Source organism: Micromonospora sp. NPDC048935, from assembly GCF_043197875.1.
Taxonomy (GTDB): domain Bacteria; phylum Actinomycetota; class Actinomycetes; order Mycobacteriales; family Micromonosporaceae; genus Micromonospora.
Map to the genome: position 1 here is coordinate 58,285 of NZ_JBICTZ010000015.1, position 23,441 is coordinate 81,725.

Genomic DNA, 23,441 nt, shown 5'->3' on the forward strand with positions numbered 1-23,441 from the left:
TCGACCACTTGACCAGGTGTCGCATTCCCCGTACCGTCACGCTCCGTAGCGATCGACGGGAGAACCCCGAGCAGCACTGGGAGTGTCCGAATGCCCTCTGAATACGCCAAGTCTCTGGGCGCCCGCCTGCGCTCCATCCGCCAGCAGCAGGGTCTCTCCCTGCAGGGTGTGGAGGAGAAGTCGAATGGGCGGTGGAAGGCCGTGGTGGTCGGCTCGTACGAGCGCGGCGACCGGGCCGTGACGGTGTCCCGTCTGGCCGAGTTGGCCGAGTTCTACCGTGTCCCCGTCTCGGAGTTGCTGCCTGACGGCAGTGGTGTCCGGCACGAGCCCACCAGCAAGATCGTCCTGGACCTGGAGCGGCTCTACGACGAGGCCTCCGAGGACCTGGCCTACGTCGCCCGCTACGCGCGTGCCATCCAGCAGCAGCGTGGTGACTACAACGGCCGGGTGCTCTCCATCCGCGCCGACGACCTGCGGGCGCTCGCGATCGTCTACGACGCATCGCCGTCGGGTCTGATCGAGCGGCTCACCGAGCACGGTGTGCTGGTGGCCGACCCGCGGGCGTTCTTCGCCTCCTGAGCTGTCGCTGTACCGAAAGGGCCCGTGCCGACTGGCACGGGCCCTTTCGTGTCACGGCGTGCGGTGGGGACGCTCAGCGGGTGGCGTACTCGGCGATCCGGCCGAGCACCCCGTTGAGGAAGCGCGGCGAATCGTCCGTCGACATCTGCCGGGCCAGCTCCACGGCCTCACTGATCGCCACCGCGTCGTCGATCTCGTCGACGTAGAGCAACTCGTAGACGGCGATCCGGGCCAGATTACGGTCGACGACCGGCATCCGCTCCAGCGTCCAACCCTCGGCGTAGCTGGCGATCAGCTCGTCGATCCGGTCGAGGTGCTCGGCGACGCCCTCGACCAGGCCGACCGCGTAGCCCAGGTGCTCCGGTCGGGGCTGCTCGATCCGCTGCACGTAGCCGGCCAGCACCTCCACCGGAGGCTTGTCCCGCAGGTCGGACTCGTAGAGGACATCCAGCGCCCGCTTGCGCGCCTTGCGGCGCGCCGGCATCTGCTGCTTGGAACCCTCAGCCATCAGGCGCGGCCGAGGTAACGGCCGTCGCGGGTGTCGACCTTGATCTTCTCACCGGTGGTGATGAACAGCGGCACCGGCACGGTGGCGCCGGTCTCCACCGTCGCCGGCTTGGTGCCGCCGGTCGAGCGATCGCCCTGCAGGCCCGGCTCGGTGTAGGTGACCTCCAGCACGACGCTGGTGGGCAGCTCGATGTAGAGCGGCACACCCTCGTGCTGGGCGACGGTCGCCTCCGCCTCGGGCAGCAGGTAGTTGGCTGCTTCTCCGACTGTGCCGCCGAGCACGGTGATCTGGTCGAACGTCTCCAGATCCATGAAGACGAAGTCCTCGCCGTCGGCGTACAGGTACTGCATCGTGCGCTTGTCCACGGTCGCGGTTTCGACCTTGGTGCCCGCGTTGAAGGTCTTGTCGACCACCTTCCCGGACAGCACGTTCTTCAGCGTGGTGCGCACGAAGGCACCACCCTTACCGGGCTTGACGTGCTGGAACTCGACGACGGCCCAGAGCTCGCCGTCAAGGTTGAGTACCAGGCCGTTTTTGAGGTCGTTGGTGGAGGCCATTTCCTGCCTTGATCATCAATTGGCGGACAGACCTGGGAAGTCTACTCTCCGCGCCGGAGGTTGGCCGCCACCGTCTCGGCACCGACGGCCTCGCCCGGTGCGGCACCCTCCGTACCCGCCGGACGGACCCCACCAACACCGCCCACACCCTTTGCTCTGCACCCGCCGAGGCGACGGTCACGATGAGTTCCCTCATGGTCCCGACCGCCGCGGGCGTCGTCGGTCGAAAGCGCAGCTCAGTCGCGGTGGTGCACATAGAGCAGCAGAGCAAAGGGAGGCGGTGGGTCGGGATCGGCCGGGGCCGTCGCCACTCACTGTGAGAAAAGGAAAGCAGGAGTACGTGCGAAGCCGCCGTGACGGTCCGCTGTCAGCTGTCGTCGCCCGGCGCAGCCGGATCCACCGCAGCCAGATCCGACGCGGCCAGATGACGCAGAGCGAGGCGGTAGCCGTCCACGCCGAGCCCGCAGATCACCCCGGTCGCCACCGCGGAGACCACCGAGTGGTGGCGGAACTCCTCGCGGGCGTGGATGTTGGACAGGTGCACCTCCACCAGCGGCCCCCGCAGCATGGCGCAGGCGTCCCGCACGGCGTACGAGTAGTGCGACCAAGCCGCCGGGTTGAGCACCACAGCGGCACCCTCGTCAGCGGCGGCGTGCAGCCAGCCGAGCAGCTCGTGCTCGGCGTCGGTCTGCCGGACCGTCACGTCCAGCCCCAGCTCCCGGCCGGTGGTCTCGCAGAGCGCCACCAGATCGGCGTAGGTGGTCGAGCCGTACACCGCCGGCTCCCGGGTGCCCAACCGGCCCAGGTTCGGCCCGTTGAGGACGTACACCCTCACGAGGCGGACACCTCCCGGTAGGCGGCCTCCAGCAGGGCGTCGTCCGGGCCCTCCAACATCGCCGGGCGGGCCAGCCCGTCGAGCACCACGAAGCGCAGCCGGCTGCCCCGCGCCTTCTTGTCCACCCGCATCGCGGCCAGCAGCCGCGGCCAGGCGTCGGCCGGGTAGCTCACCGGCAGGCCCAGCGCCCGCAACGTGGCCCGGTGCCGGTCGGCGGTCGGCGCGTCCAGCCGGCCGGCGAGCCGGGCCAGCGCGGCGGCGTAGACCAGGCCGACGGCGACGGCGTGCCCGTGACGCCAGCGGTAGCCCTCGTTCTGCTCGATCGCGTGGGCGAGGGTGTGGCCGTAGTTGAGCACCTCCCGTACGCCCGACTCGCGCAGGTCGCCCGCGACCACGTCGGCCTTGACCCGGATCGCCCGCTCGATCAGCTCCCGCGTCGCCGGCCCGCGCGCGTCGGTGGCGGCCACCGGGTCGCGCTCGACGAGGTCCAGGATCGCCGGGTCGGCGATGAACCCGCACTTGACCACCTCGGCGAGCCCGGCCGCCAGGTCGACCGCCGGCAGGCTGTCCAGGGTGGCCAGGTCGGCCAGCACACCGACCGGCGGGTGGAAGGCGCCCACCAGGTTCTTGCCGGCGGCCGTGTTGATGCCGGTCTTGCCGCCCACCGCCGCGTCCACCATGCCCAGCAGCGAGGTCGCCACCGGCACCCAGCGCACCCCGCGCAACCAGCAGGCCGCGACGAAGCCGGCCAGGTCGGTGACGGCGCCGCCGCCCACCCCGACCACCGCGTCGGTACGGGTGAAGCCGGCCGCCCCGAGCCGGTCCCAACAGGCGGCGGCCACGTCGATCTGTTTGCCCGACTCGGCGTCGGGCACCTCGATCGGCAACGGCGCGACGCCGGCGGCGCGCAGTCGCTCGCCGAGCGCGTCCGCGAGAGCCTTCAGCGGGGGCGTGTGCAGCACCGCCGCCCGGGTCGCACCGGGCAGCAGGCCGGGCAACGCGCCCAGCAGGTCACGTCCCACCAAAACGTCGTACGGCCGTTCGCCGCCGACCGGAATCCGGGTCACCTCGTCCATCGCCGGCAGCCTAGTCGAGCGGACGGCGCGGCAACGGCGTCTGCCCACCTGCTGGTCGGGTCGCCCAGTCGGCGAGCAGGCGGGCGTGCTCGGCCACCGCGGCACGCAGTGCCTCCGGGTGTCGCACGGTGAACGGACAACCCATCCCGGCGAGCAGCGCGGCCATGCCGGGCAGGCTCTCCGCCCGGGCCCGCAGCAGCACCCCGTCGGTGGTGGCGGTCAACTCGGCCACGCTGGGCGGGATGCGGCGCTGGGCGGCGACCAGGTCGGTCTCCAACAGCACCTCGACCTCGTGCGTGTACGGCACGCCGGCCAGCGACCTGGTGACCCGGGCCACCGGGTCGAAGCCGTCCGGCACGGTGAACGTCGCCGCCGTGGGGGTCACGGTGCCGATCCGGTCCAGCCGGAAGGTGCGGACCTCGCCGCGCCGGTGGTCGTGGCCGGTGACATACCAGCGGCCGGCGTGGAAGACCAGCCCGTACGGGTCGAGTTCGCGGCGCGACTGCTCACCCCGCCAGGAGCGGTAGTCCAGTGCCACCCGCTGCCGGTGCCGGGCGGCGACGGCCAGGGTGAGCAGGGTGCCCGATGCCGGCCCCCGCTCCGGCTCCGTGCGCCGCAGGGTGAAACCGAGGTGTTCCTGCACGGCGGTCAGCCGGTCGGCCAGCGGCACCGGCAACACCCGGCGGATCTTGGCCAGCGCGGTGGCGGTGCCCGGCAACTCGGTGGCCAGCCCGACCCGTTCGGCGACGACCAGACCGAGCAGCACCGCCAGCGCCTCGTCGTCGGTGAGCATCAGCGGCGGCAGCTTGTAGCCGGAACGCAGCCGGTAGCCGCCGTAGCGGCCCCGGTCGGCGATGACGGGGATGCCCAACTCGACAAGGGTGGCCGCGTACCGGCGCACGGTCCGCTCGTCCACGCCGAGCAGGCCGGCGAGCTCGGCAGCCGTCGCCAGGTGCCGGGTCTGCAGCAGTTCGAGTAGGGCCAGCACACGACCAGCGGGATGTGACACAGACCACTCCCTCAAACCGGGCGGATTCTGTCCGGTTGCGATCGTACGGTCATCCGGTAGCCGAGATAAGGAGCGACAGATGGCGACGTTCGTGCTGGTGCCGGGGTTCTGGTTGGGCGCCTGGGCGTGGCGGGAGGTGACCTCGGCGCTGCGCGCGCAGGGGCACGAGGTCCACCCGATGACTCTGACCGGGGTGGCGGAACGCCATCATCTCGCCGGCCCGGAAATCGGCCTGGAGACGCACACCACCGACATCGTCCGGCTGATCGAGGTCGAGGATCTGCGCGACGTGCTGCTGGTCGGCCACTCGGGCGGCGGGATGCCGGCCGCCCAGGCCGCGGACCGCATCCCGGACCGGATCGCCCGGATGATCTACGTGGAGAGTGGGCCCCTACCGGACGGCGTCGCGCAGTTCGACACGATGCCACCGGAGGAGCAGCAGCGGCTGCGCGCCGCGATCGGCACCGGCCACCTGCTGCCGCCGCCAGCGTGGGAACCGGCCGCCGACCCCACCAACCTGGCCGGTCTGGACGAACCGACGCTGGCCCTGCTGCGCGCCCGGGCCACCCCGCAGCCGCTGGCGGCGGCCACCGACCCGGTGCGTCGCACCGGTGGGCGCCCGGTGCCGACCGCGCTGGTCGCCAGCACCTTCCCGCTCAGCGTGGTGCGGCAGATGATCGACGAGGGGCACCCGTTCTTCACCGGCTTGGCCGACGGTCAGCTGTTCGAGCTGCCCACCGGGCACTGGCCGATGCTCAGCGAGCCGAAGGCCCTGACCGACGTGCTCGACGCCGCCGCCCGTGCCTGAAGACCCCACCTGCGTCGATCTTGCACTTACTGTCGCCGATGCGCCCTGATTCGCCACTTCTGTCGCGACACGAAGTGCAAGATCGACGCCGGGTCAGTGCGGGAGCACCGCCGCTACCTCGGCGACTACCTGCGCCGGGGCCTTGCCGTCGGTCACCACCGTCTCGGTCGCCACCTCGGCGTAGAGCGGCCGGCGCTGGTCCAGCAGGTGCTTCAGCGTGGCCCTCGGGTTGATCGCCAGCAGCGGCCGGCCGGCGCCGAGCCCGACGCGCTTCACCGCGTCCGGCAACTCGACCGAGAGATAGACCACCCGGTGCCCGATCAGCGCGGCCCTGGTCTCCTCGGCCAACACCGCGCCGCCGCCGAGGGCGAGCACACCGGTGCCGGAGGCCAGCGCCGCGGCCACCGCGGCGCGCTCCAGGGTACGGAAGTGGGCCTCACCCTCGTCGATGAAGATCTCCGGGATCGGCTTGCCGGCCAACTGCTCGATGTCGAGGTCGGTGTCGCGGAACTCCACCCCGAGGGTGCCGGCGAGAGCCCGGCCCACGGTGGTCTTGCCACAGCCGGGCGCGCCGACCAGCACGACGACCGGCGCCATCAGCGGATCACCAGAGCGTCGAGGTAGCCGGCGAGGTTGCGGCGGATCTCGGCGATCGAGTCGCCGCCGAACTTCTCGGTGGCCGCCTCGGCGAGCACCAGCGCCACCATCGCCTCGGCGACCACCGCCGCGGCGGGCACCGCGCAGACGTCGGAGCGCTGGTTGATCGCGGTGGCCGGCTCGCCGGTGGTGATGTCCACTGTCGCCAGCGCCCGGTTCAGTGAGGAGATCGGCTTCATCGCGGCCCGAACCCGCAGCGGCTCACCTGTGGTGATGCCACCCTCCAGCCCGCCGGCCCGGTCGGTGACCCGGCGGACCCCGGTGGCCGACGGGATGATCTCGTCGTGCGCCTCCGAGCCCCGGGACCGGGCCTGCTGCCAGCCGTCGCCGATCTCCACACCCTTGATCGCCTGGATGGACATCAGCGCGGTGGCCAGTCGGGCGTCGAGCTTGCGGTCCCACTGCACGTGGCTGCCCAACCCCGGCGGCACCCCGTACGCCAGCACCTCGACCACACCCCCGAGCGTGTCGGCGGCCTTCTTCGCGGCGTCGACCTCGGCGACCATGAGGGCGCTGGCCTCCGGGTCCAGGCAGCGCAGCGGGTCGGCGTCGATGCGGTCGGCATCGGACGGGACGGGACGCAGCCCCGGCTTCGCGGCCACCGGGCCCAGCTCGATGACGTGCGAGACGATCTCGATGCCGAGCGCCTGCCGGATCAGCGCCTTGGCGACCGCGCCGACGGCCACCCGGGCGGCGGTCTCCCGGGCGCTGGCGCGTTCCAGGATCGGCCGGGCGTCGGTGTGGCCGTACTTCTGCATGCCGGCCAGGTCGGCGTGGCCCGGCCGGGGCCGGGTCAGCGGGGCGTTGCGGGCCTGCCGGGCCAGCTCGTCGGGGTCGACCGGGTCGGCCGCCATGACGGTCTGCCACTTCGGCCACTCGGAGTTGCCGACCCGGATCGCCACCGGGCTGCCCAGGGTGACGCCGTGCCGCAGGCCGCCGAGCACCTCGACCTCGTCCCGCTCGAACGACATCCGCGCGCCCCGGCCGTAGCCCAGTCGCCGGCGGGCCAGCTCGTCGGCGATCGCGGTGGTGGTCACCTCGATGCCGGCCGGCACCCCCTCCATCATCGCGACGAGAGCGGGACCGTGCGATTCACCTGCAGTCAGCCAGCGCAACACAGCGGTCAGTCTGTCACGGCGCGCCACCGACCCGGCACGCTGCCCGCCGCGTCCCGCCCTGCGGACGCCGGTGCCCGGTCGACGACCGGGCACCGGCGGCAGGTCAGATCCCCCGACCCCGCTTGTGCAGGGTGCGCAGCACCGCGTCGGCCCGGACCACCCGACCGGCGACGGCGAGGGCCAGATAGGCGCGCGGCTCGCGGGGATTGCTCCGCAGGGTGCGCCGGGCCCACCGCAGCGCGCCCCGACGGTCGCCGGACGCGGCCTGGGCGAACGCGATCTGCCCGGTCACCCGGGCCGCACCGGCCGGTTGGCTGTCGAACTCGGGGTAGCGCCGCAACAGCCACTGCAACGCCTCGGAGATGGTGTCCCAGCGCTGCGAGAAGTACGAGCGCTTGTGCCAGCGCACCAGCACCGAGGGTGTCCGCAGGTTGATCAGCGGCGCGCTGCGCGCGGCCCGGAGCAGAAACTCGTAGTCCTCCGCGTAGCTGCCCGGGATCTCCTCGTCGACGAGCCCGAACCCGTCCCGCAGCGCGCTGGCGCGGATCAGGAAGGTCGACGGGTGCAGCTCCGTCAACCGGTCGCGCAGCAGGTCGTCCAGGGTGATCCGGTCCTTGTCGAGCACCCGGTCGACGGTGTGCCCGTCATAGCTGACCCGGATGCCGCAGCAGACGAACTCGGCCGCCGGATCGGCGGCCAGCGCGTCGACCTGCACGGCCAGCTTGCCGGCCAGCCACTCGTCGTCGTCGTCGCAGAACGCGACGAGCTCCCCCTCGGCGGCGAGGGTGCCGCTGTTGCGGGCACCGGCCAACCCCGGGGTACGGGTGTTGCGGACCACCCGCACCGCGCGGGCCGGGCCGTCGCCCAGCTCGGTCAGCGACTCGTCCGGCACGGACTGGTCGAACACCACCACGACCTCGATCCGGCCCGGGTACTCCTGCGCCAGGATCGCGCGCACCGCGGACCGCAGCAGCTCGGGGCGGTCCCGGGTGGGCACCACGACGCTGACGCTCGGCTGGTGGGTCATCGGATCTCCTTCGCACCCGGGCGCGGCCGGGACCAGGCCCGCCGCCGGTGTGGGCGCGGGGTCGAGCGGGCCACCAACTCGTCGACGATCCGCCCGACGCGGGCCACCGCCGCCCGTCGTGCCTCGTGCGCCGCCGGGTCGGCGGTCACCGCGTACCGGGATGGGTCGGCCAACCCGTCGGCCAACGCGTCGTGCAGCGCCTCCCGGGTCTCGCAGAGGGCCACCAGGCCGGCCGCGCCGAGCCGGCGGGCGAAGAGGAGCTGGTGGTTGTCGACGTGCTCACCGCGGGCCGGGTCGCGGGGCACCACGATGGGCAGGTGGCCGTGCCGGCGTGCCTCCAGGATGGTCGCCGGGCCGCCGTGGCAGACCACCAGGTCGGCCTCGTCCATCGCCTGTTGCAGTGCGTCGTGGCCGAGGAACGCCACCGCGCCGGGCAGTCGTGGAGCGGTGGTGTGCCCGTGCTGCACCGTCAGCCCGATCGGGTCGCCCGCCTGCTGGTGCCACTGCGCCAGCCAGTCGACGAGCCGATCGAAGGGGTGCTTGTCGGTGCCGACGGCGACCAGCAGCCGGAGCTGGCCGGCCGGCGTGTCGCGCTGGCGCGGCAGCCGGGCCTCCTCGTCGGCCGACCGGGGTTGTGAACGCCGGGCGGTGCCGGCCTCCCCGGTCACAGGAGCGTCCCGACGACTGTCGCCTCGGGATACTGCCGGCGCTGCTCGTCCCACTGCACGAGCATCGCGGACAGGAACGGTCGGCAGAGCCGGGCGGTCAGCGTCGGCGTGTCGATCCGGTCGTACACCTCGATGTAGACGGTCGGGATGCGCCAGAGCCGGGCCAGCACCACGAACGGCACCGCCACCCCGGCGCCGGTGGTGACCACCGCGGCGACCCGCCGTTCCCGCAGCACCCGCCAGGCCAGCAGCGCGTTGCGCAGCAGGTTGGGTACGTTGCGGGTGGTCGGGTGGTGCGCGGGCACCAGATCCTCGCCGGTCAGCAGGGACACTGCCTCCGGCGTGTCGAAGGTCACCCAGCAGCGCCGCCACTGTTCGTACCAGGGCCGCAGGGCTAGTAGTTGGGCCAGGTGGCCACCGCTGGAGCCGACCAGCAGGAGCACCGGCGCGGCATCGTCGTCGTTCTTCGTGTCCACGCGACTCCCCACAAGTTCGCTTGGAATTCCAGTTCACGCCACGCAGAAGCAGATCACACGTTCTGTGGTCGTTGAATAGCGTGATCGGACGAGGCATCGATCTCCACCTCGGACGGTCGAACCCGTCGAACGTCCGAAATTCATCGATCGTTGTCACCACCTGCGTTTTTGTCGTCACTCTGCGGCGCCGCCGGCACCGCGATTCCTCCGGATCAGCCGCTATGTCTTTTCTCGATGACGTCCAGCAGTGCGGGATGCAGTGCGGCGTTCCAGCCCGCGCCCGCGTCGGCCAGCCGCCAGGTCCGCAACCACATCTCCACCAGGTACGCATCGGCGACCAGCCGCCGCTGTGCCGCGCCGAGGCCGAGTCGGTCGCCGTACCGGTCCAGGTACGCGTCGACGGCCGACGCCGCGACGGCCGCCGACTCACCGCGTAGCACCAGGGACCGTTGGAACGCGTCGTGCGCCAGGTCGAAGCCGACCGGCACGTCCGCCCCGCTGTGCTCCCAGTCCCAGGCGACCAACCCGCCGTCGTGCCGGCCCAGGTTCCACGGAACCCAGTCACCATGCCAGTGGCCGAACTCGACACCTGTGTCGCCGTGCCGGCGAGCCAGCGCGGCGACCGCGGCGACCGCCCGCGCGCCGCTCTGCCCGGCCGCGGCGGCCCGGTCGGCCTGCCCGGCCAGACGGGACAGGAAGGTCGACCCGGCCAGTGCCCGGGGCGGGTCCGCCGGGCCGCCGCGTCGGGCGACGGCGAGCAGCGCCGCGATCCGGGGGGCGTCGTCGACCGGCACACCGCGTACCGCCGGTGGCAACGGCTCGATCACCGCGACCACCTGACCGGCCCACGTCGTCTCGGTGAGCAGCCTCGGCGGCGTCGGGTGGTCGGCGACGCCGGCCACCGCGCCCAACGCGCGCAGCGCCGCCGCCTCGGCGGTGACCAACGCGCGGGTCGCGTCGTTCCAGCCGATCTTCGCGTAGCCCCGCGGTCGACCGTCGGCGCTGAAGAGTTGCAGGGTGGGCTTGACGTTCGGGTCGGGTGGTCGGACCCCGCACGCGGCCAGCAGCGGCGTGCCGCCCAACTCGGCCGCGAGTCGCTCGGTCAGCAGCAATTCCGCGGCCACCGCCCCGGCGGGCACCGAGACGGTCAACGTCGGAAAGGGCGCGAGCCCCACCGCACCGAACCGGGCCAGCCCGCCGAGCACCGCCCGCAACGCGCGCACCTTCGGTGGTCGCAGGGCGTTGTACGCCAGCAGCGACGCCGCCCCGGCCGCAGGCGCGCCCAACGGCACCAGGAACCGGGCCCGGGCGACCGACGGCACCACCGCGTACCGGGCCACCGCCCGATGACCGGGCGGGACGCCGCCGCCCACGCTCAGGTTGACCCGCTCGTCCGGGAAGACCGCGCGGCTCACCCAGCCCAGGCCGTCCACCCGCGACCGCGGGTCCGTGCCCGGGTCGACCCGTGTCGTCACGCCGGCCGGTCCGCCCAGTCGAGGTCCAGCCCGAGCCGCTGGCGCAGCGCGTCGTTGTGCGGCCGGTAGTAGTCGGTCAGCTCCGCGCGCACCGCCGGCTCCAGCGGTGCCGAGCGCCGGTCGTTGTAGACCTTGAAGTGCGGCAGGTCGTACGCGGGCAGCCCGAGGAAGTCGAGGGTGCGCCGGTAGGTGGCGCGGGAGTCCCGGTAGAGGTCCTCACTGGGCAGGAAGAGGATCTGCTGCCTGTCGAAACGCTCCAACCACGGCTCCAGGTGCTCCAGGTAGCGCCCCCGGGCCCGGTACGTGTACCAGTCGTACGCCTCGCTGAACGACTCCGGTTCGGCGATCAGCCGCTCCCGCTCCCCCGCCGTGCGCTCCGGCTCGGCGGCCAGCGCGTCGGCGAAGTCCAACGGCTCGATGCCGTGCGTGCGGCGCTCCTTCCAGTGCGAGTACGCCCGCTCCACCGGGTCGCGCAGGAGCACGATCAGCTTCACCGCCGGCAGCAGCGCGGCGACCCGCTCGGCGGCGAGCGGGTGGAACATGTACAGCGGTGCGGCCTCGCCGACCCGGACCGGCCCGCCGTGCCGCTTGGACAGGGCGTCCCGGTGGCGTTGGGTCGGGAAGTGCGAGCGGTACCACGACTCGCCGCGCCCCCAGTGCTCCTCGAAGTAGTGCGCCGACTTGGTGTTCCAGGCCGGGAAGAGGCGCGGCACCAGCGGGTGCTGGATGAGGTAGTTCCACAGCGAGGTGGTGCCGCCCCGTTTCGTGCCGATGATCAGGAAGTCCGGCAGGGGCCGCCGGTCACTCGTACGGACCCCGTAGTCCACCAGGGACTCCTTCACCCGCACGGTCACCTGGGTCGGGACCAACTGCTTGACCCGGTCACGGATGGACGCCACGACGGACCTCACCTGCCTCTCGTCGATACCGGGCCGGGGTCGGCGGCCACGGCCGCGTCGTCCCGTCCACGGACCTGCCTCATGGTCCCCCGGATGCCGGCGCGCACCCGGGGCAACGTCAACATGCCGACGCAGCCGGCCAGCAGAACACCCAACGCCACCGCCAGGCCCGGCAGGCCGCGCCCGCCCGCCAGCACACCGGCACCGGCGGCCAGGCCCACCCCGGTGGCCGTGACCACCGCGGCACGCACCGTCGCGGCATCGAACAACGGCTGCCGGACCACCGACCGGGCGAACCCGGCGGCGGTGAGATTCTCGGTGGCGATGCCCGCGGCCCAGGCCACCGCCGCGCCCGTCGCGCCGTGACCGGGAATCAGCCACAGGCCCAGCGAGACGGTCACCGTCAACCCGGCCACGGTGGCCACCAGGTGCAGACCACTGCGCCCACCCATCAGCAGCAGGCTCTGCACGTTGCCGACCCCGGTGTTGACGAGCATCGCCAGCGCGAGCACGGTCATCGCCGGCACACCGGCGGTGAACTCCGGCCCGAACAGCTGGAGGAAGGCCAACGCGAACACCGCCAGGAGCAGGTAAACCGGCCAGGACAGCACCAGACCCCAGATGGTCAGCTGCCGGTGCACGGCCGCCGCCGCGGCCCGCTCGCCGCGCCCGAGCAGCCGGGACAACTGCGGCGACACCGCCACCCGCAGCCCCTGCATGGCGAGCTGGCCGGCCAGCACATACCGCCCGACCGCGCCGAACACGCCGGCGTCCGCAGGCCCGGCCAACACCGAGGTGAGCAGCACACCCACCCACATGCTGCCCGCGTCGATGGCCGCCGACGCGGCCCGGGGCAACGCGAAGCGCCAGAACGTCGACCAGTCGCCGCGACTCGGCCGCAGCGCCGCGCCCCGGCCCAGCCCGAGCGGACCGGCCACGAGGACGAGGCAGACCAGCAGCGCCAACGCCGCCGGCACCAGCCAGCCGGTCATGCCGGCGAGCAGACCTCCGCCGGCCAGCGCGGCCGCGCCGACCAGCACCGGCCGGGCGACCGGCAGCAGGAGGAACTGCACCCCGACGTACGCGCGGATGGACCGCACACAGCGCAACGCGGCCAGCAGGAGGGTCATGGCGACCACCACCGGCACCGCCGCGAACGTGACGGTGAGCAGCGCCTCGGCGGCCGCACCGGAGCCCCGCAGCAGCCGGGGCGCGAGCGCGTCGGCGGCCAGCACGCCGGCCCCAGCGACCAGGAACCCGGCCACCAACGGCGGGATCAGCGCCACCGGGAGCACCCGGGCGGCGTCCCCGCGTACACCGGCAGTACGGCGGGGCAGCGACCACATCAGGCCGGTCTCCGCGCCGAGCGTACAGATCGCGGTGGCCACGGTGACCACCCCGATCGCCGCGAAGAACGCGCCCGCCCCAGCCGTGCCGTACCCCCGGGTGATCACCACCGCCAGCACGAAGCCGAACAGGCCGCTGGTGGCCGCGCCGAGCAGCCCGGCCACGCCACTGCGGGCGCTGCGTCGGGTCTCGGTCGCACCCGTGTCCGTGTCCGGCTGGTCCGCACCGGCGGGCACCGGCGTCGGGCGCTCCGGGTCGGCCGGCGGTCGGGTCGCGGCGGTCATGCCGGCACCGCCACGGCGGGCGGCTGCCACCCGGCCACCCGGGGCGGCCCGGCGGCGCGTTCCCGTTCGGTGAGCGCCATCGCGAAGGCGACCGCGAAGAACGCGACAGCCAGATTCTGGTTGGCCATGCCGTAGAACGGGATCTGCACCAGGCAGACCACCGGCACGACCGCCAGCCACTGCCCGGCCGCCGAGGTCGCCCGCGCGCAGATCACCGCGGCGGCCACGAACCAGGCGAGGAAACAGACGAGCGCTGGTACGCCATGGCTGAACAGCACCATCCAGAGCTGCCCCTGGGTGCCGATCGGCGCGTCCGCCGACACGGTGTCGACGTTCACCGGCGCCCCGTAGCCCAACCACGGCGACTCCTGCACCCGGCGGATCACCTCGGTGTAGAGCGAGAGCCGGTCGGTGTTGGTGTCGCTGGAGTCGACCCGTTTGTTGATCAGCTCGGTGATGGGGATGAACAGTGTGGCCAACGCCCCGATCACCACCACGCCGACGATGGACGCGGCCACCCGGACGTTGCCGCGCAGGCTGGCCCGTAGCCCGAGCACCGCCAGCCCGGTGCCGAGGCTGAGGAACATCGCCCGGTTGAGGGTGAGGAACGCCGGCGCGAGCGACAGCGGCAACGACGCGAGGAGCACCCAGCGCAGGAAACCCCGCCGGCGCAGCATCGTGTACGCCACCATGCACGGCAGGGTCATGGCGTACGCGCTGCCGTAGTTGTTGGTGTACGCGAACGGCGCGGCCGGCCGGTAGATCGGGTTGAGCGACCGGGCGCTGTACTCCGCGGTGGTCAGGTGCACCATGTCCTGGATGAACGGGGTGCGGGCCACCCCGGCGGGCAGCAGCACCTCCATCGGGGTGGCCATGGCCAGCCGGGGCACCAGCACCCCGAGCCAGCCGAGCGCCACCAGCGCGAACCAGAACGCGCAGAGCGGGCTGAGCACCACCACCAGGCTCGCGCGTTCCCGGGCGGCGACGTAGACGTAGACACCGACCACCAGCGCGGTCAGATAGAACGCCAGGCGCAGGGCGAACGTCAGCAGCGAGGCGGGCGACGGCAGTTGGGTGGCGCTGACCACCACGATGGCGAGGAACAGCAGCCAGATCCCGGCCGCCGGCGGCAGCGGCACCCGACCCCGGGTGAGCAGCAGCGCGAGCAGCAACGCACCCAGCAACGGCCAGCCGAGGTAGAACGCGCCGAACAGCCACCAGAGCGGCACCAGGCCGAACATCAGCGACAGGGGCCAGAGCGGCAGCCGGGGCGGCACGGGCAGCGGCACCGGGGCGACGGCGACGGGAGCGCCCCCGGGCGGCGGGTCGGTCGCCGGGGCGCGGGTGACCGACACGCTCAGGCCCGGCCGTTGCGGGTGAGCACGAAGCCCAGCGGGGTGACCCCGGCGGCGCGCAGCCGCTCCACCAGGCGTCGCAGGTCGCTCTGCCGGGTGCGGTCCCGCTCGACGATCACCACCGCACTGCCCTGCCGGGCGACGGCGACGCCGCGCTCGTCGGACTCCGCCGGCGGGGCGTTGAACAACACCAGGCCGTGGTCCGCGCCCTGTCGCCAGGTGCCGAACCGGACGCTGCCCACCCCGACGCTCACCTCGTCCGGGTCGACGACCCGACCGTTGTCCGGTCGGGCGGACGACACCCGGGGAAGCGTCAGCGTGGCGTCCGCGTCGGTGGACGGGCGGGCGCCGGGCGGATGCGGAGAGGGCCGGCGGGGGGCCGCGGCTTCCCCGCCCCCGGCGGCGGCCGGAGGGCTGCCGGCCGGGCGGGGCTTGGGCACCAGCGGTCGGGACGGATCGATGGGCAGCCGTCCCCGGTCGGCGAGCACCGTGGCGCGCAGCCGTTCGGCGCGCCCGCTGTCGTCGGCGACGAAGACGTCGCGGCCGTCGGCGGCGAGCGCCACCGCGAGCCCGGCGGTGAGCGCGGTGGCGTCCTCCCGGGTGCTGAGCAGCGCCACCCGGGCGGGCGGACGGACCCGCTCGGCGACTGCCATCGCCACGTACCGGACGTCGGCGTCGACCGCCCGGGGGCTGCCCCGCAACGCCGGCCGACGCACGGTGCCGAGCAGCGGCAGACCGCTGGCGTCCCGGCCGTCGGCGACCGAGCGGACCCGCCGGTCGGTCGACTCCCAGGCGTACGCGAGCACGATGCCGATCAGCGCGCCACCGAGCAGGCCGGCGACCAGGTAGAGCGGCCGGTGCCCGGCGGAGGTGACAAGCGACTTCTCGGCGCTCTGGGTCACCCAACCGGGGTTGACGTCGACCGCGGCGATCTCGGTGCGCGCGGCGTTGAGCTGGGTGAGCTGGTTGTTGATCCCGGCCAGCTCGGCCACCACCGCGTCGCCGGCGGCGGTGTCCTTGACGGTGCTGGCCCGCTTCTGCAGGACGGCCTGCTGGGCGGCGACCTTGGTGATGCTGGCGTCGTAGGAGCGCAGCATCTCGGCGCGCTGCTGCTCGTACATGGCGCGTCGCACGTCGAGGTAGGTCTGGGCGGCCAGGTTGGCGCTCTGCACGGCCCGCTGCGCGTCGCCCGCCTGGTAGGTGAAGCGCAGGATCTGCCCACCGGTGGGCACCTCGACCTCGAGCGCGCCGCGGACGTCGCGCGGGTGGCCGCCGGCCGCGTCGGCGAGCCGCTGCACGACCTCGGTGCCGGTGGCGATGCCGCTCTCCACGTTCATGTTGACCGCCCGGTCGGCACCCGCACCGCTGGGGGTGAACGCGTCGGTCACCACCGGCCGGACCGCCACCACGGCGTTCGCGGTCACCGCCGCCGGCACCAGCAGCACGTAGCCGAGTGCGGCGAGCAGACCGACCAGGGCCACCGCACCGACCAGCCGCATCCGGTGCATCGGCACCCGCAGCAGGTCGGTCAGTGTCACCGTGCCAGGGGTCGCGGGGGACGGGCCGCCCGTGGGCCAGGAACCGGAGGTCGCATCAGTCATGGAACTTCTTCACCGTCTGTTGAGGATTGCCGACTACCACGACGCCGGGTGGGACGTCCGTGCGGACCACCGTCGCCGCGCCCACGACGCTGTCCCGGCCGACCCGCACCCCCTTGAGCACCAGGGCGTGCGCACCGACCCACACGTTGTCCTCCAGGACGATCGGTGCGCGGGTGGCCGGGCCGGGCGGTGCGTGCCGTTGCGCGGGCGGCAGGTTGTGGAAGTCGTTGTCGAGCAGTTCACAATCCGACAGGAGGCACCGGTCCCCCACGGTCACCGATGTCCAGGTGCCGATCCAGGTGGCGTTGAGCAGACAGTCGGCACCGACGCGTACCTCACCGGGGCCCGCGAAGCGGACGAGCTTGTTGATGCGGGTGCGGTCGCCGATGGTGACCCGCACGCCACGGCGCAGCCGGATCCGGCCACGGATCTCCACGTCCCGGCCGAGCGTCAACCGCCGGTAACGGACCCTGTACCACCCACGTTTGACCGCGAAGACCAGACGCACCACGCGTCTCGTCCGAATGCCAGCGGCGCCGAGCAACGAGCCTCCCCCACGTCACGGGGCCGGTGGCGGTGGTGCCCGCCACCGACCCAACGTGAACAATCTACCGACGCTCCGTTACGAACGTTCGACCATCACTGTACGGAGAAGAACGTCGATGGGGTGGACCAGGACAACTCGGGCGTCGCGGCGCTGATGACCGTCGCCGTCGCGCCGTCGACCGCCATGCTCGCCGCGAACGTCGGGTCGAACGGCGCACTACGCAGGGCACCGTCGGTGCCACCGTAGACGATCCGACCGCCCACCCAGGCCATGCCACGCACTCCGGACCAGGTCACCCCGGTGGTCGGCAGGACGAACTCGGTGGCGCCGAGATAGTTGCCGTCGATCTCGAAGTAGCGGTAGTAGAGATTGTTGGCCCCGGTACGGGTGTAGTAGAGCCGACCGTCGAGGAAGAAGGCACCGGTCAACACCGCCGGGTTGTACCAGTCGTTGTAGCCGGACGCCTCCCACGACGAGCCGATCGCACCGCCATTGAACAGCGAGACGTCGATCCGGCTGCCGGTGGGCGTGCCGGCCACCGTGTGCGACCAGTAGATCCGGTCGTTCACCCGCCACGTCGCGCCGGCCTCGGTGTAGGCGGGCTGGCTCACCGTGGCCGGGGTGCCCAGCGCGGTGCCGTCGAACGGCACCTTCGCCAGCGTGCCCGCGCCGGTGTTCAGGTAGAGGTTGCCGGTGGTGGCCGACGGCGGGTTCATCGGGGCGAAGGTACGCCCGCCGGCGAGCGGGAACATGCCGAGCCGGCCGTGGTACTCCTCGCCCATGCCGTCGGAGTTGTGCCCGAAGTAGAGGCCGTCCGAGCCACGCCAGAGCACCGGCACCGCCGAGCCCCAACTGCTGGTGCCCGAGGGCATCGAGGCGCTGCCACTGCGGCGCGGATTCCAGTTGACCGGCATCCCGGTGGCCGGGGTGACGGCGGCGATACCGAGCCGGTCCACCGCGCCCGGGCCGGCGACGTCGCTGGCGTTCGGGTTGTTCATCCAGCGGAAGTGCCCGCCCAGGTAGATGACGTTGTCCGCCACCTCGACCGAGGTGATGGTGTCGTTGCCGGTGAAGTCGGCCCAGGTGGCGACGAGGCCGCTGCCCCGCGCCCCGGTCTCGAAGCGGACCAGGACGTCGCAGTACGCGGTCGGCCAACCACCGCCGCCGTTGCTGCCGACGACGAACCAGCTGCCGTCCTCGCCGAACTTCACGTCCTGCACGTAGTGCACGAAGGTCGACGGCGACGCGCAGGGCGAGGAGTACTTCTCGGTGCTCCAGTCGAGCAGCGTGGGCGTCGCGGAGACGTCCACGAGCGCGATCTGGTTGCGCGCCAGGCCGTTGACGAGCGTGAAGTTGCCACCGACGACAAGCGTGTCGCCGTCCGGTGCGACGTCGAGGGTCCAGACGTACGACGTGGTGCCGTGCCGCCCCACGGTGGCGTCGACGACGAAGCTCGGGTCGATCGCGCCGGTGGTCGCGTTGAGCCGGCCGAGGCCGACGTGCGCGGTGCCGTTGAGCCAGTTGAACGCGCCGGCCACGTACAGCCAGTTGCCGTGCAGCGCCAGGTCGCGGACCGTGCCGCCGTCGGAGCGGCCGACCCAGCTGTCGATGATCGCGCCGGTGGCCGGGTCGAGTGCGACCAGGTTCCTGCGGGCGACCCCGTTGACGTTCTTGAAGGCGCCCCCGGCGATCAGCGTGCCGCCGGGACCGGCGACGAGCGTGTTGACCGCGCCGTCGAGCACCGGCAGGAACGTGGTGGACATGGTGCCGGTGATCCGGTCGTACGCGAAGAGGTAGCGCTGCGTGACCCACGCGGAGGCAGCGGTCTGCCGGATCTGGGTGAAGCTGCCGCCGACGAAGACCGTGTTGCCCACCTGCGCGAAGGCACGGGTCTCACCGTCTCGGGCATGCGGTGTCACGTCGGCGGGGTTGGGCGAGACCAGGGTCGCCGTCTCCGGGACCGGCACGACCGCGGCCGACGCGGTGGTGGGTACGCCTAGAACTGCGGCGACGATCGCCAACGCGACCATCCCCGCCCTGGTACGACGTCGTCCTGCGAAACGCCACAAGTGCGAGAGTTTGGGCACGCTGCGCCTCCAAGATGGATGAGAACCCGAGGTAGCGTGCCTCGTCCAGCCTGGTCAGCAAAATCCGCCGATTGGGCGGTGCATGAATCCGCTAGCCGACAGAACGCCGGCGGATCGGATGTCCGACCCCCGGTGCGCGGCGTTCTGTCACTGGCGTGAGTCAGTCGTCAGCGGCTCCCCCCGGTAGGCTGACGCAGGTACGGGTCCTGCCCGGCCTTCGCGAAGCCGGCCACCGCCGAGGCGTCGTGGTTCATCGTCATGTCGCAGGTCGCCGTGCGGCTGGTCATGCCCGCGGAGTTGAAGTAGATGGCGGCCTTGATCTTCGGGTGTTCCTTCAGCGCGGCCGGAAAGTCCTGGAACCAGCGCTGCTTGGCGCCCGGGTCGGCGGCGTTGAAGTTGGTGCCGAACTCGGCGAGCATCCGGGGCTTGCCGGCGCCGATGCCGCTGTCGTCCAACCAGTCGTAGAAGCCGCCCACGGTCGTGCTCGGGCTCTTCCACACCGTGCTGCCGTTGCAGACGTGGAAGTTGTACGGGTCGTAGGCGACCCAGTCGACGTAGCGGTCACCGGGGTACAGGCCGGCGTAGCGGGAGTAGTGGCCGGACCAGCCCATCATCGTCCAGACCCAGACCGCGTTTGTCGCGCCGGCCTTGGCGAACCGCTCGTAGACGTAGCGCCAGGCGCGGACGAAGTCGGCGTCGCTGCCCTTGTTCGGCTCGTCCTCCGGCTCGTGGTCGAAGCCCATGAAGACCGGCACGCCCGCCGCGCGGATGCGGCCGGCCACCGCGTCGATCGTCGCGTCCTGCCGACCACTGTAGACATCCGACCACTTCAGGGTGGTGCCGGCGGAGAAGTCACGGGACTCCCAGGCGAAGAACATCAACCGGCCCTCGCGCATCTGCTGCGTCTCGTACGCGTCCGGGAAGGCACCGTTGCTGCCGGCGTTGGAGAAGTCGTGGTAGCGGTGCACGATGTCGAACTTGCGCCCGACCTGCGCCTCCACGTTGGTGACGGCCTTGCCGTGGTCCCAACCACCGCCCGCCCCCGCCGGCGAGTACATGCCCCACCAGGCGCCGCAGGACGGGACGAGCTTGTCCGACACCGACCCACACCGACCGGACGGCAGGGTGCCACTCGCACTCGGCGTCGCCGTCCGGCTCGGGGCGGTGGTGGCCGACGGCTTCGGCGCGGCGGTGGTCGGCGCGGCGCTCGGCGGCGGCGCGGGCCGGGTGGTCGTCACCGGCGACGGCCGGCTGCCGATGTCGTAGCTGATCAGCAGGTTGGGGCGCAGGTCCGGGTTACGGTTGTCGGCCGACGCCCAGTAGACCCGACTCTCCAGGCCGCTCTGGGCCAGCGCGACGGTCCAGGTGCCGTTGCCGGTGACCAGCTTGGAGACGTCCCACTCGTTGAAGCCCTTGGACACACTCGTCACGCTGTCCAGTACGGCGCCGGCCGTCGCCAGCGGCGGCCGCGACTCGCGGGCGCTCAGCGGTGAGGCGTGCGCCGTCACCGTGGCGGGGAACTGCTGCCAGGCGTGCACCCGCAACGTCGCCCGGACATTGACCGCGGTGGCCGGAACGGTGGTCACCGCGAACTCGATGACCGCCTGGCGGCCACCACGCGGATTGCCGTCGCAGCGCGTCGGGCAGGTCGCCAGCGTCGTCTTGGTCGCGTTGTCGCCGTCCTGCGTCACGGCGGTCGCGGTGGTGTCGGCCGCCGCCCGGATGGACAGGTCGTCGCTGGCCAGGATCGGCATCATGGTCGCCACGATGCCGGCCACCACCGATCCGCCGACCACGCCGATGGCGATCGCCTTACGGCGGGGTGCGGAGCGGAACCGGGTGATGCGGTGCAGTCCGTGCCTGGTCAAGGAAACTCCCTGTGTCTGCGGCCGTAACGGGGAGCAGCGTATCCATGACCAGGGCACAACGCAGAGAGGACAGTTTCCCGTAAGCGCGTCTTAACCGTCAGCTAAAGAACGCCGCCGCCGGTCGCCCGTCGCACCGCTTCCCGCATGGACTCGACCGGCGCGGTCACGCCGGTGAACTGCTCGAACTGCCCGACCGCCTGAGCCAGCAGGAGGTCCAGGCCGGACACCACCCGCAGACCTGCCGCGGCGGCGGAGGCGGCCAGCGGGGTGGGCCACGGATCGTAGAGCGCGTCGAAGAACACCGCACCCGACCGCCAGGCCACCGCGTCGGCCAAGGGGTCGGCGACTCCCTTCGGCACGGTGGAGACCGCCACGTCGGCGGCGGCGAGGTGGCGGCGCGCGTCGGCCCAGTCGGCGGGGACCAGCGCGACACCGAGCGCGTCCGCCACCGGCCGCAGCTCGTCGACCGCCGCCGCCCGGCGGGCCACCACGGTGACCGAGGTGCCGGCGAGCCGCGCGGCGGCGGCCAGCGCGGCGCGGGCCGTGCCACCAGCGCCGAGCACCGTCACGGCGGCACCGGGGAGCACCCCGGCGTCGGTGAGCACCTGGACCATGCCGGCGACGTCGGTGTTGTCCGCGTACCAGGAGCCGCCGGCACGGCGTACCAACGTGTTGGCCGCACCGACGGCGACGGCGACCGGCGAGGCGGTGTCGGCCACGGCGAGCGCCGCCTCCTTGCCCGGCATGGTCACCGACAGGCCGGCCCACTCCGGGCCCAGGCCGGCGACCAGATCCGGCAGCTCCGCGGCCGCGCACTCGATCCGGGTGTACGACCACCCGGTCAGCCCGGCGGCAGCGTACCCGGCGTTGTGGATCACCGGGGAGAGCGAGTGCGCAATCGGCTTTCCCAGTACCGCGGCCCTACGCGTCGACACGATCACCACCGGTTGTCGTCACCTTCTGCCCTCTCGCGTGTGCGCCGGATCGGAGGCCGTCAGATGATGCCGGCTTCCCGGGCCTTGGCCTCGTTGCGCTGGTGCTGCTCGTACGTCTCGGCGAACGCCGAATGGCCCTGCTTGTCGATGGCCACGAAGTAGAGCCACTTGCCCGCCGGCGGGTCCATCGCCCCTTCCAGGGCCTGCTTGCCGGGGCTGTTGATCGGCGTCGGGATCATTCCCGCCAGCTTGCGGTTGTACGGGTTCTTCGGGTCGTCCAACTCGGCCGCCGTCATCTGCTTGGACGACTTGGTCGGCTTACCGATCGACTCCAGGTAGTAGTTGACCGTGACGTCCATCTCCAGGCAGTTGCAGAAGAAATCCCCGTACGCCCGGTTGTAGGCCACCCGGGCGACCTTGCCCAGGTCGTCGGCGTTGCCCGCCTCGGCCTGGGCCAGCGACGCCACGATCAGCGCCTCGTACGGGCTGACCTTGCGCTTCTCCTGCACCGTGTCGGCGAACTTCATCTCCCCGGTCACCGAGAGGAAGCGGTTGACCATCAGCTTGAGGATGCTCTCGGCGGTGGACTTCGGCGGGATCTCGTAGGTGTCCGGAAAGAGGAAGCCCTCGATGGACTTGACGACCTTCTTGCCGTCGTCGCGCTTGAACCACCAGTCCGGAACGCCGAGCGCCTCCGGGTCCTTCGCGGCGGCCTGGAAGTCCTTCACCGGGATCTTGGTCTTGTCGGAGAGCAGCTTGTAGACGTTCAGGCTGGTGCGACCCTCGGGGATCGTCAACCCGTTGACGACCTTGTTCTTCAGGTCGAGCATCGCGGTCACGGCACTGGCGCCGCTCATCTGTTTACGCAGCTTGTACGTGCCCGGCTGGATGTTCTTGCTGCGGGAGTTGGCCTCGGCCGCCTCGATGAACGCCTTCTGACTCTTCACCACGTCGGCCGTGACGAGGGCATCGGCCATGTCGGCCAGCAGCGCGCCGTTCTTGATCTCGACGGTGATCTCACCGGACCCGGCACCGTCGTAGTCGGGGGTGACGAAGTAGTTCTGGATGCGGTCGAAGCCGTAGTACGCACCACCGCCGATGGCGCCCAGCAGGACCAGGGCCATCAGCAGTGCCAGGAACGTCTTGCCCCGGCCACCGCCGGACCCGCCGTTGCGCTTGCGGAAGCTGCGCCGGTGCCGGCCCTTCTCCCCCCGCTCCGCCTCGTCGAACCCAAGGTCCAGATCGTCGATCATTACTGCCGCCTCCGCTGCGCGTCCAGCCAGCTCTGCAGGATCTCCACTGCGGCCGCCTGATCGACAACCGCACGTTGACGTTTACCTCGGACGCCACGTTCGGCAAGCCTACGAGAGGCGACCACCGTCGACATCCTCTCGTCGGTGAGCGTTACCGGAACGGGCGCTATCACATCGACCAGTCGGTCAGCGTACGCCTTCACGTGGACAGCCGCCGGGCCGTGCTTACCGGCGAGATTGACCGGAAGGCCGACGACGACCCCCACGGCCTCGTGCTCGGCCACCAGCGCGGCCAGCTCGGCGAGATCACTCGGCACCTCGTCCGGCGCGGCCGTGAGGTCGCGCGCCAGGGTGACGAGTGGCGTGGCCAGGATCCCGTCCGGGTCGGAGCGGGAGATTCCCACCCGCACCTGACCGACGTCCACCCCGATCCGCACACCACGTGTCAACTCAGCCACCTAAGGTCACCACC

The 23,441-nt window shown here is 72.1% G+C and carries 23 protein-coding genes; 2 read left to right on the top strand and 21 right to left on the bottom strand.

All coding sequences use genetic code 11. The annotated features are described in order from the left end of the window. The first annotated feature begins 90 nt into the window (after nt 1-90). A complete protein-coding gene (locus ACGFIW_RS30520; RefSeq protein WP_007458348.1) occupies nt 91-579 on the top strand; it encodes a transcriptional regulator in 489 nt (162 codons plus the stop codon). Nucleotides 580-652: 73 nt separating this feature from the next. Here ACGFIW_RS30520 and nusB read toward each other — a convergent pair whose 3' ends face one another. From nusB to ACGFIW_RS30545, 5 genes are all read right to left on the bottom strand, one after another. Continuing rightward, the gene (gene nusB, locus ACGFIW_RS30525) at nt 653-1,063 is read right to left on the bottom strand and encodes a transcription antitermination factor NusB (RefSeq protein WP_172862180.1); all 411 of its coding nucleotides are present in this window, start codon (nt 1,061-1,063) and stop codon (nt 653-655) included. 23 nt (nt 1,064-1,086) lie between these two features. Further along, complete coding sequence (efp, locus tag ACGFIW_RS30530) at nt 1,087-1,644, bottom strand: elongation factor P (protein ID WP_210793018.1); 558 nt, start codon at nt 1,642-1,644, stop codon at nt 1,087-1,089. Between the two features lie 367 nt (nt 1,645-2,011). Next, nucleotides 2,012-2,479, bottom strand: coding sequence for a type II 3-dehydroquinate dehydratase (gene aroQ, locus ACGFIW_RS30535; protein WP_393323063.1), 468 nt, complete (start codon nt 2,477-2,479; stop codon nt 2,012-2,014). Next, the gene (gene aroB / locus ACGFIW_RS30540) at nt 2,476-3,555 is read right to left on the bottom strand and encodes a 3-dehydroquinate synthase (protein WP_393323065.1); all 1,080 of its coding nucleotides are present in this window, start codon (nt 3,553-3,555) and stop codon (nt 2,476-2,478) included. Before aroB ends, aroQ begins: the two co-directional genes overlap by 4 nt. Before the next feature lie 10 nt (nt 3,556-3,565). After that, nucleotides 3,566-4,564: a helix-turn-helix transcriptional regulator gene (locus ACGFIW_RS30545; protein WP_393323068.1), complete on the bottom strand. Its 999-nt coding sequence runs from the start codon at nt 4,562-4,564 to the stop codon at nt 3,566-3,568. 79 nt (nt 4,565-4,643) lie between these two features. On the opposite strand from ACGFIW_RS30545, the gene ACGFIW_RS30550 reads away from it, so the two are divergent. Next, nucleotides 4,644-5,372, top strand: coding sequence for an alpha/beta fold hydrolase (locus ACGFIW_RS30550; RefSeq protein ID WP_393323072.1), 729 nt, complete (start codon nt 4,644-4,646; stop codon nt 5,370-5,372). A 93-nt stretch (nt 5,373-5,465) separates the two neighbouring features. Here ACGFIW_RS30550 and ACGFIW_RS30555 read toward each other — a convergent pair whose 3' ends face one another. The 16 genes from ACGFIW_RS30555 to ruvX form a co-directional block, all read right to left on the bottom strand. After that, nucleotides 5,466-5,969 (bottom strand): shikimate kinase, encoded by a 504-nt coding sequence (locus tag ACGFIW_RS30555; RefSeq protein ID WP_393323075.1) that lies wholly within the window; start codon nt 5,967-5,969, stop codon nt 5,466-5,468. Continuing rightward, nucleotides 5,969-7,147, bottom strand: coding sequence for a chorismate synthase (gene aroC / locus ACGFIW_RS30560; RefSeq protein WP_393323079.1), 1,179 nt, complete (start codon nt 7,145-7,147; stop codon nt 5,969-5,971). The genes ACGFIW_RS30555 and aroC overlap by 1 nt, the downstream gene beginning before the upstream one ends. Before the next feature lie 103 nt (nt 7,148-7,250). Further along, nucleotides 7,251-8,174: a glycosyltransferase family 2 protein gene (locus ACGFIW_RS30565; protein ID WP_393323082.1), complete on the bottom strand. Its 924-nt coding sequence runs from the start codon at nt 8,172-8,174 to the stop codon at nt 7,251-7,253. Further along, nucleotides 8,171-8,842 carry a glycosyltransferase gene (locus ACGFIW_RS30570; RefSeq protein ID WP_393323085.1) on the bottom strand — a complete coding sequence of 224 codons (672 nt, stop codon included), beginning with the start codon at nt 8,840-8,842 and terminating at the stop codon, nt 8,171-8,173. The genes ACGFIW_RS30565 and ACGFIW_RS30570 overlap by 4 nt, the downstream gene beginning before the upstream one ends. Then, nucleotides 8,839-9,318 (bottom strand): UDP-N-acetylglucosamine--LPS N-acetylglucosamine transferase, encoded by a 480-nt coding sequence (locus ACGFIW_RS30575; RefSeq protein WP_393323088.1) that lies wholly within the window; start codon nt 9,316-9,318, stop codon nt 8,839-8,841. The genes ACGFIW_RS30570 and ACGFIW_RS30575 overlap by 4 nt, the downstream gene beginning before the upstream one ends. Before the next feature lie 212 nt (nt 9,319-9,530). After that, nucleotides 9,531-10,793, bottom strand: a complete 1,263-nt coding sequence (locus tag ACGFIW_RS30580; RefSeq protein WP_393323091.1) for a hypothetical protein — start codon at nt 10,791-10,793, stop codon at nt 9,531-9,533. Continuing rightward, nucleotides 10,790-11,692: a sulfotransferase domain-containing protein gene (locus ACGFIW_RS30585; protein WP_393323313.1), complete on the bottom strand. Its 903-nt coding sequence runs from the start codon at nt 11,690-11,692 to the stop codon at nt 10,790-10,792. Before ACGFIW_RS30585 ends, ACGFIW_RS30580 begins: the two co-directional genes overlap by 4 nt. An 8-nt stretch (nt 11,693-11,700) precedes the next feature. After that, the gene (locus ACGFIW_RS30590; protein WP_393323094.1) at nt 11,701-13,323 is read right to left on the bottom strand and encodes a lipopolysaccharide biosynthesis protein; all 1,623 of its coding nucleotides are present in this window, start codon (nt 13,321-13,323) and stop codon (nt 11,701-11,703) included. Next, nucleotides 13,320-14,612, bottom strand: a complete 1,293-nt coding sequence (locus tag ACGFIW_RS30595) for an O-antigen ligase family protein (protein ID WP_393323315.1) — start codon at nt 14,610-14,612, stop codon at nt 13,320-13,322. Before ACGFIW_RS30595 ends, ACGFIW_RS30590 begins: the two co-directional genes overlap by 4 nt. Nucleotides 14,613-14,680: 68 nt before the next feature. Further along, complete coding sequence (locus ACGFIW_RS30600) at nt 14,681-16,279, bottom strand: lipopolysaccharide biosynthesis protein (protein WP_393323097.1); 1,599 nt, start codon at nt 16,277-16,279, stop codon at nt 14,681-14,683. Beyond that, complete coding sequence (locus ACGFIW_RS30605; RefSeq protein WP_393323099.1) at nt 16,272-16,790, bottom strand: acyltransferase; 519 nt, start codon at nt 16,788-16,790, stop codon at nt 16,272-16,274. Before ACGFIW_RS30605 ends, ACGFIW_RS30600 begins: the two co-directional genes overlap by 8 nt. Before the next feature lie 128 nt (nt 16,791-16,918). Beyond that, a complete protein-coding gene (locus tag ACGFIW_RS30610; RefSeq protein ID WP_393323102.1) occupies nt 16,919-18,856 on the bottom strand; it encodes a hypothetical protein in 1,938 nt (645 codons plus the stop codon). A gap of 224 nt (nt 18,857-19,080) precedes the next feature. Beyond that, a complete protein-coding gene (locus ACGFIW_RS30615; protein ID WP_393323104.1) occupies nt 19,081-20,781 on the bottom strand; it encodes a glycosyl hydrolase in 1,701 nt (566 codons plus the stop codon). Nucleotides 20,782-20,882: 101 nt separating this feature from the next. Beyond that, a complete protein-coding gene (locus ACGFIW_RS30620; RefSeq protein ID WP_393323318.1) occupies nt 20,883-21,719 on the bottom strand; it encodes a shikimate dehydrogenase in 837 nt (278 codons plus the stop codon). Between the two features lie 56 nt (nt 21,720-21,775). Continuing rightward, complete coding sequence (gene mltG / locus ACGFIW_RS30625) at nt 21,776-22,969, bottom strand: endolytic transglycosylase MltG (RefSeq protein ID WP_393323107.1); 1,194 nt, start codon at nt 22,967-22,969, stop codon at nt 21,776-21,778. After that, nucleotides 22,969-23,427 carry a Holliday junction resolvase RuvX gene (gene ruvX, locus ACGFIW_RS30630; protein ID WP_393323110.1) on the bottom strand — a complete coding sequence of 153 codons (459 nt, stop codon included), beginning with the start codon at nt 23,425-23,427 and terminating at the stop codon, nt 22,969-22,971. Before ruvX ends, mltG begins: the two co-directional genes overlap by 1 nt. Between the last annotated feature and the right edge of the window lie 14 nt (nt 23,428-23,441).

Bases quoted from the DNA above. Each gene is read 5' to 3' on its own strand.
- ACGFIW_RS30520 (WP_007458348.1), top strand. From the start codon at position 91: ATGCCCTCTGAATACGCCAAGTCTCTGGGCGCCCGCCTGCGCTCCATC.
- nusB (WP_172862180.1), bottom strand. From the start codon at position 1,063: ATGCCGGCGCGCCGCAAGGCGCGCAAGCGGGCGCTGGATGTCCTCTAC.
- efp (WP_210793018.1), bottom strand. From the start codon at position 1,644: ATGGCCTCCACCAACGACCTCAAAAACGGCCTGGTACTCAACCTTGAC.
- aroB (WP_393323065.1), bottom strand. From the start codon at position 3,555: ATGGACGAGGTGACCCGGATTCCGGTCGGCGGCGAACGGCCGTACGAC.
- ACGFIW_RS30550 (WP_393323072.1), top strand. From the start codon at position 4,644: ATGGCGACGTTCGTGCTGGTGCCGGGGTTCTGGTTGGGCGCCTGGGCG.
- ACGFIW_RS30555 (WP_393323075.1), bottom strand. From the start codon at position 5,969: ATGGCGCCGGTCGTCGTGCTGGTCGGCGCGCCCGGCTGTGGCAAGACC.
- ACGFIW_RS30565 (WP_393323082.1), bottom strand. From the start codon at position 8,174: ATGACCCACCAGCCGAGCGTCAGCGTCGTGGTGCCCACCCGGGACCGC.
- ACGFIW_RS30590 (WP_393323094.1), bottom strand. From the start codon at position 13,323: ATGACCGCCGCGACCCGACCGCCGGCCGACCCGGAGCGCCCGACGCCG.
- ACGFIW_RS30600 (WP_393323097.1), bottom strand. From the start codon at position 16,279: ATGACTGATGCGACCTCCGGTTCCTGGCCCACGGGCGGCCCGTCCCCC.
- ACGFIW_RS30610 (WP_393323102.1), bottom strand. From the start codon at position 18,856: ATGGTCGCGTTGGCGATCGTCGCCGCAGTTCTAGGCGTACCCACCACC.
- mltG (WP_393323107.1), bottom strand. From the start codon at position 22,969: ATGATCGACGATCTGGACCTTGGGTTCGACGAGGCGGAGCGGGGGGAG.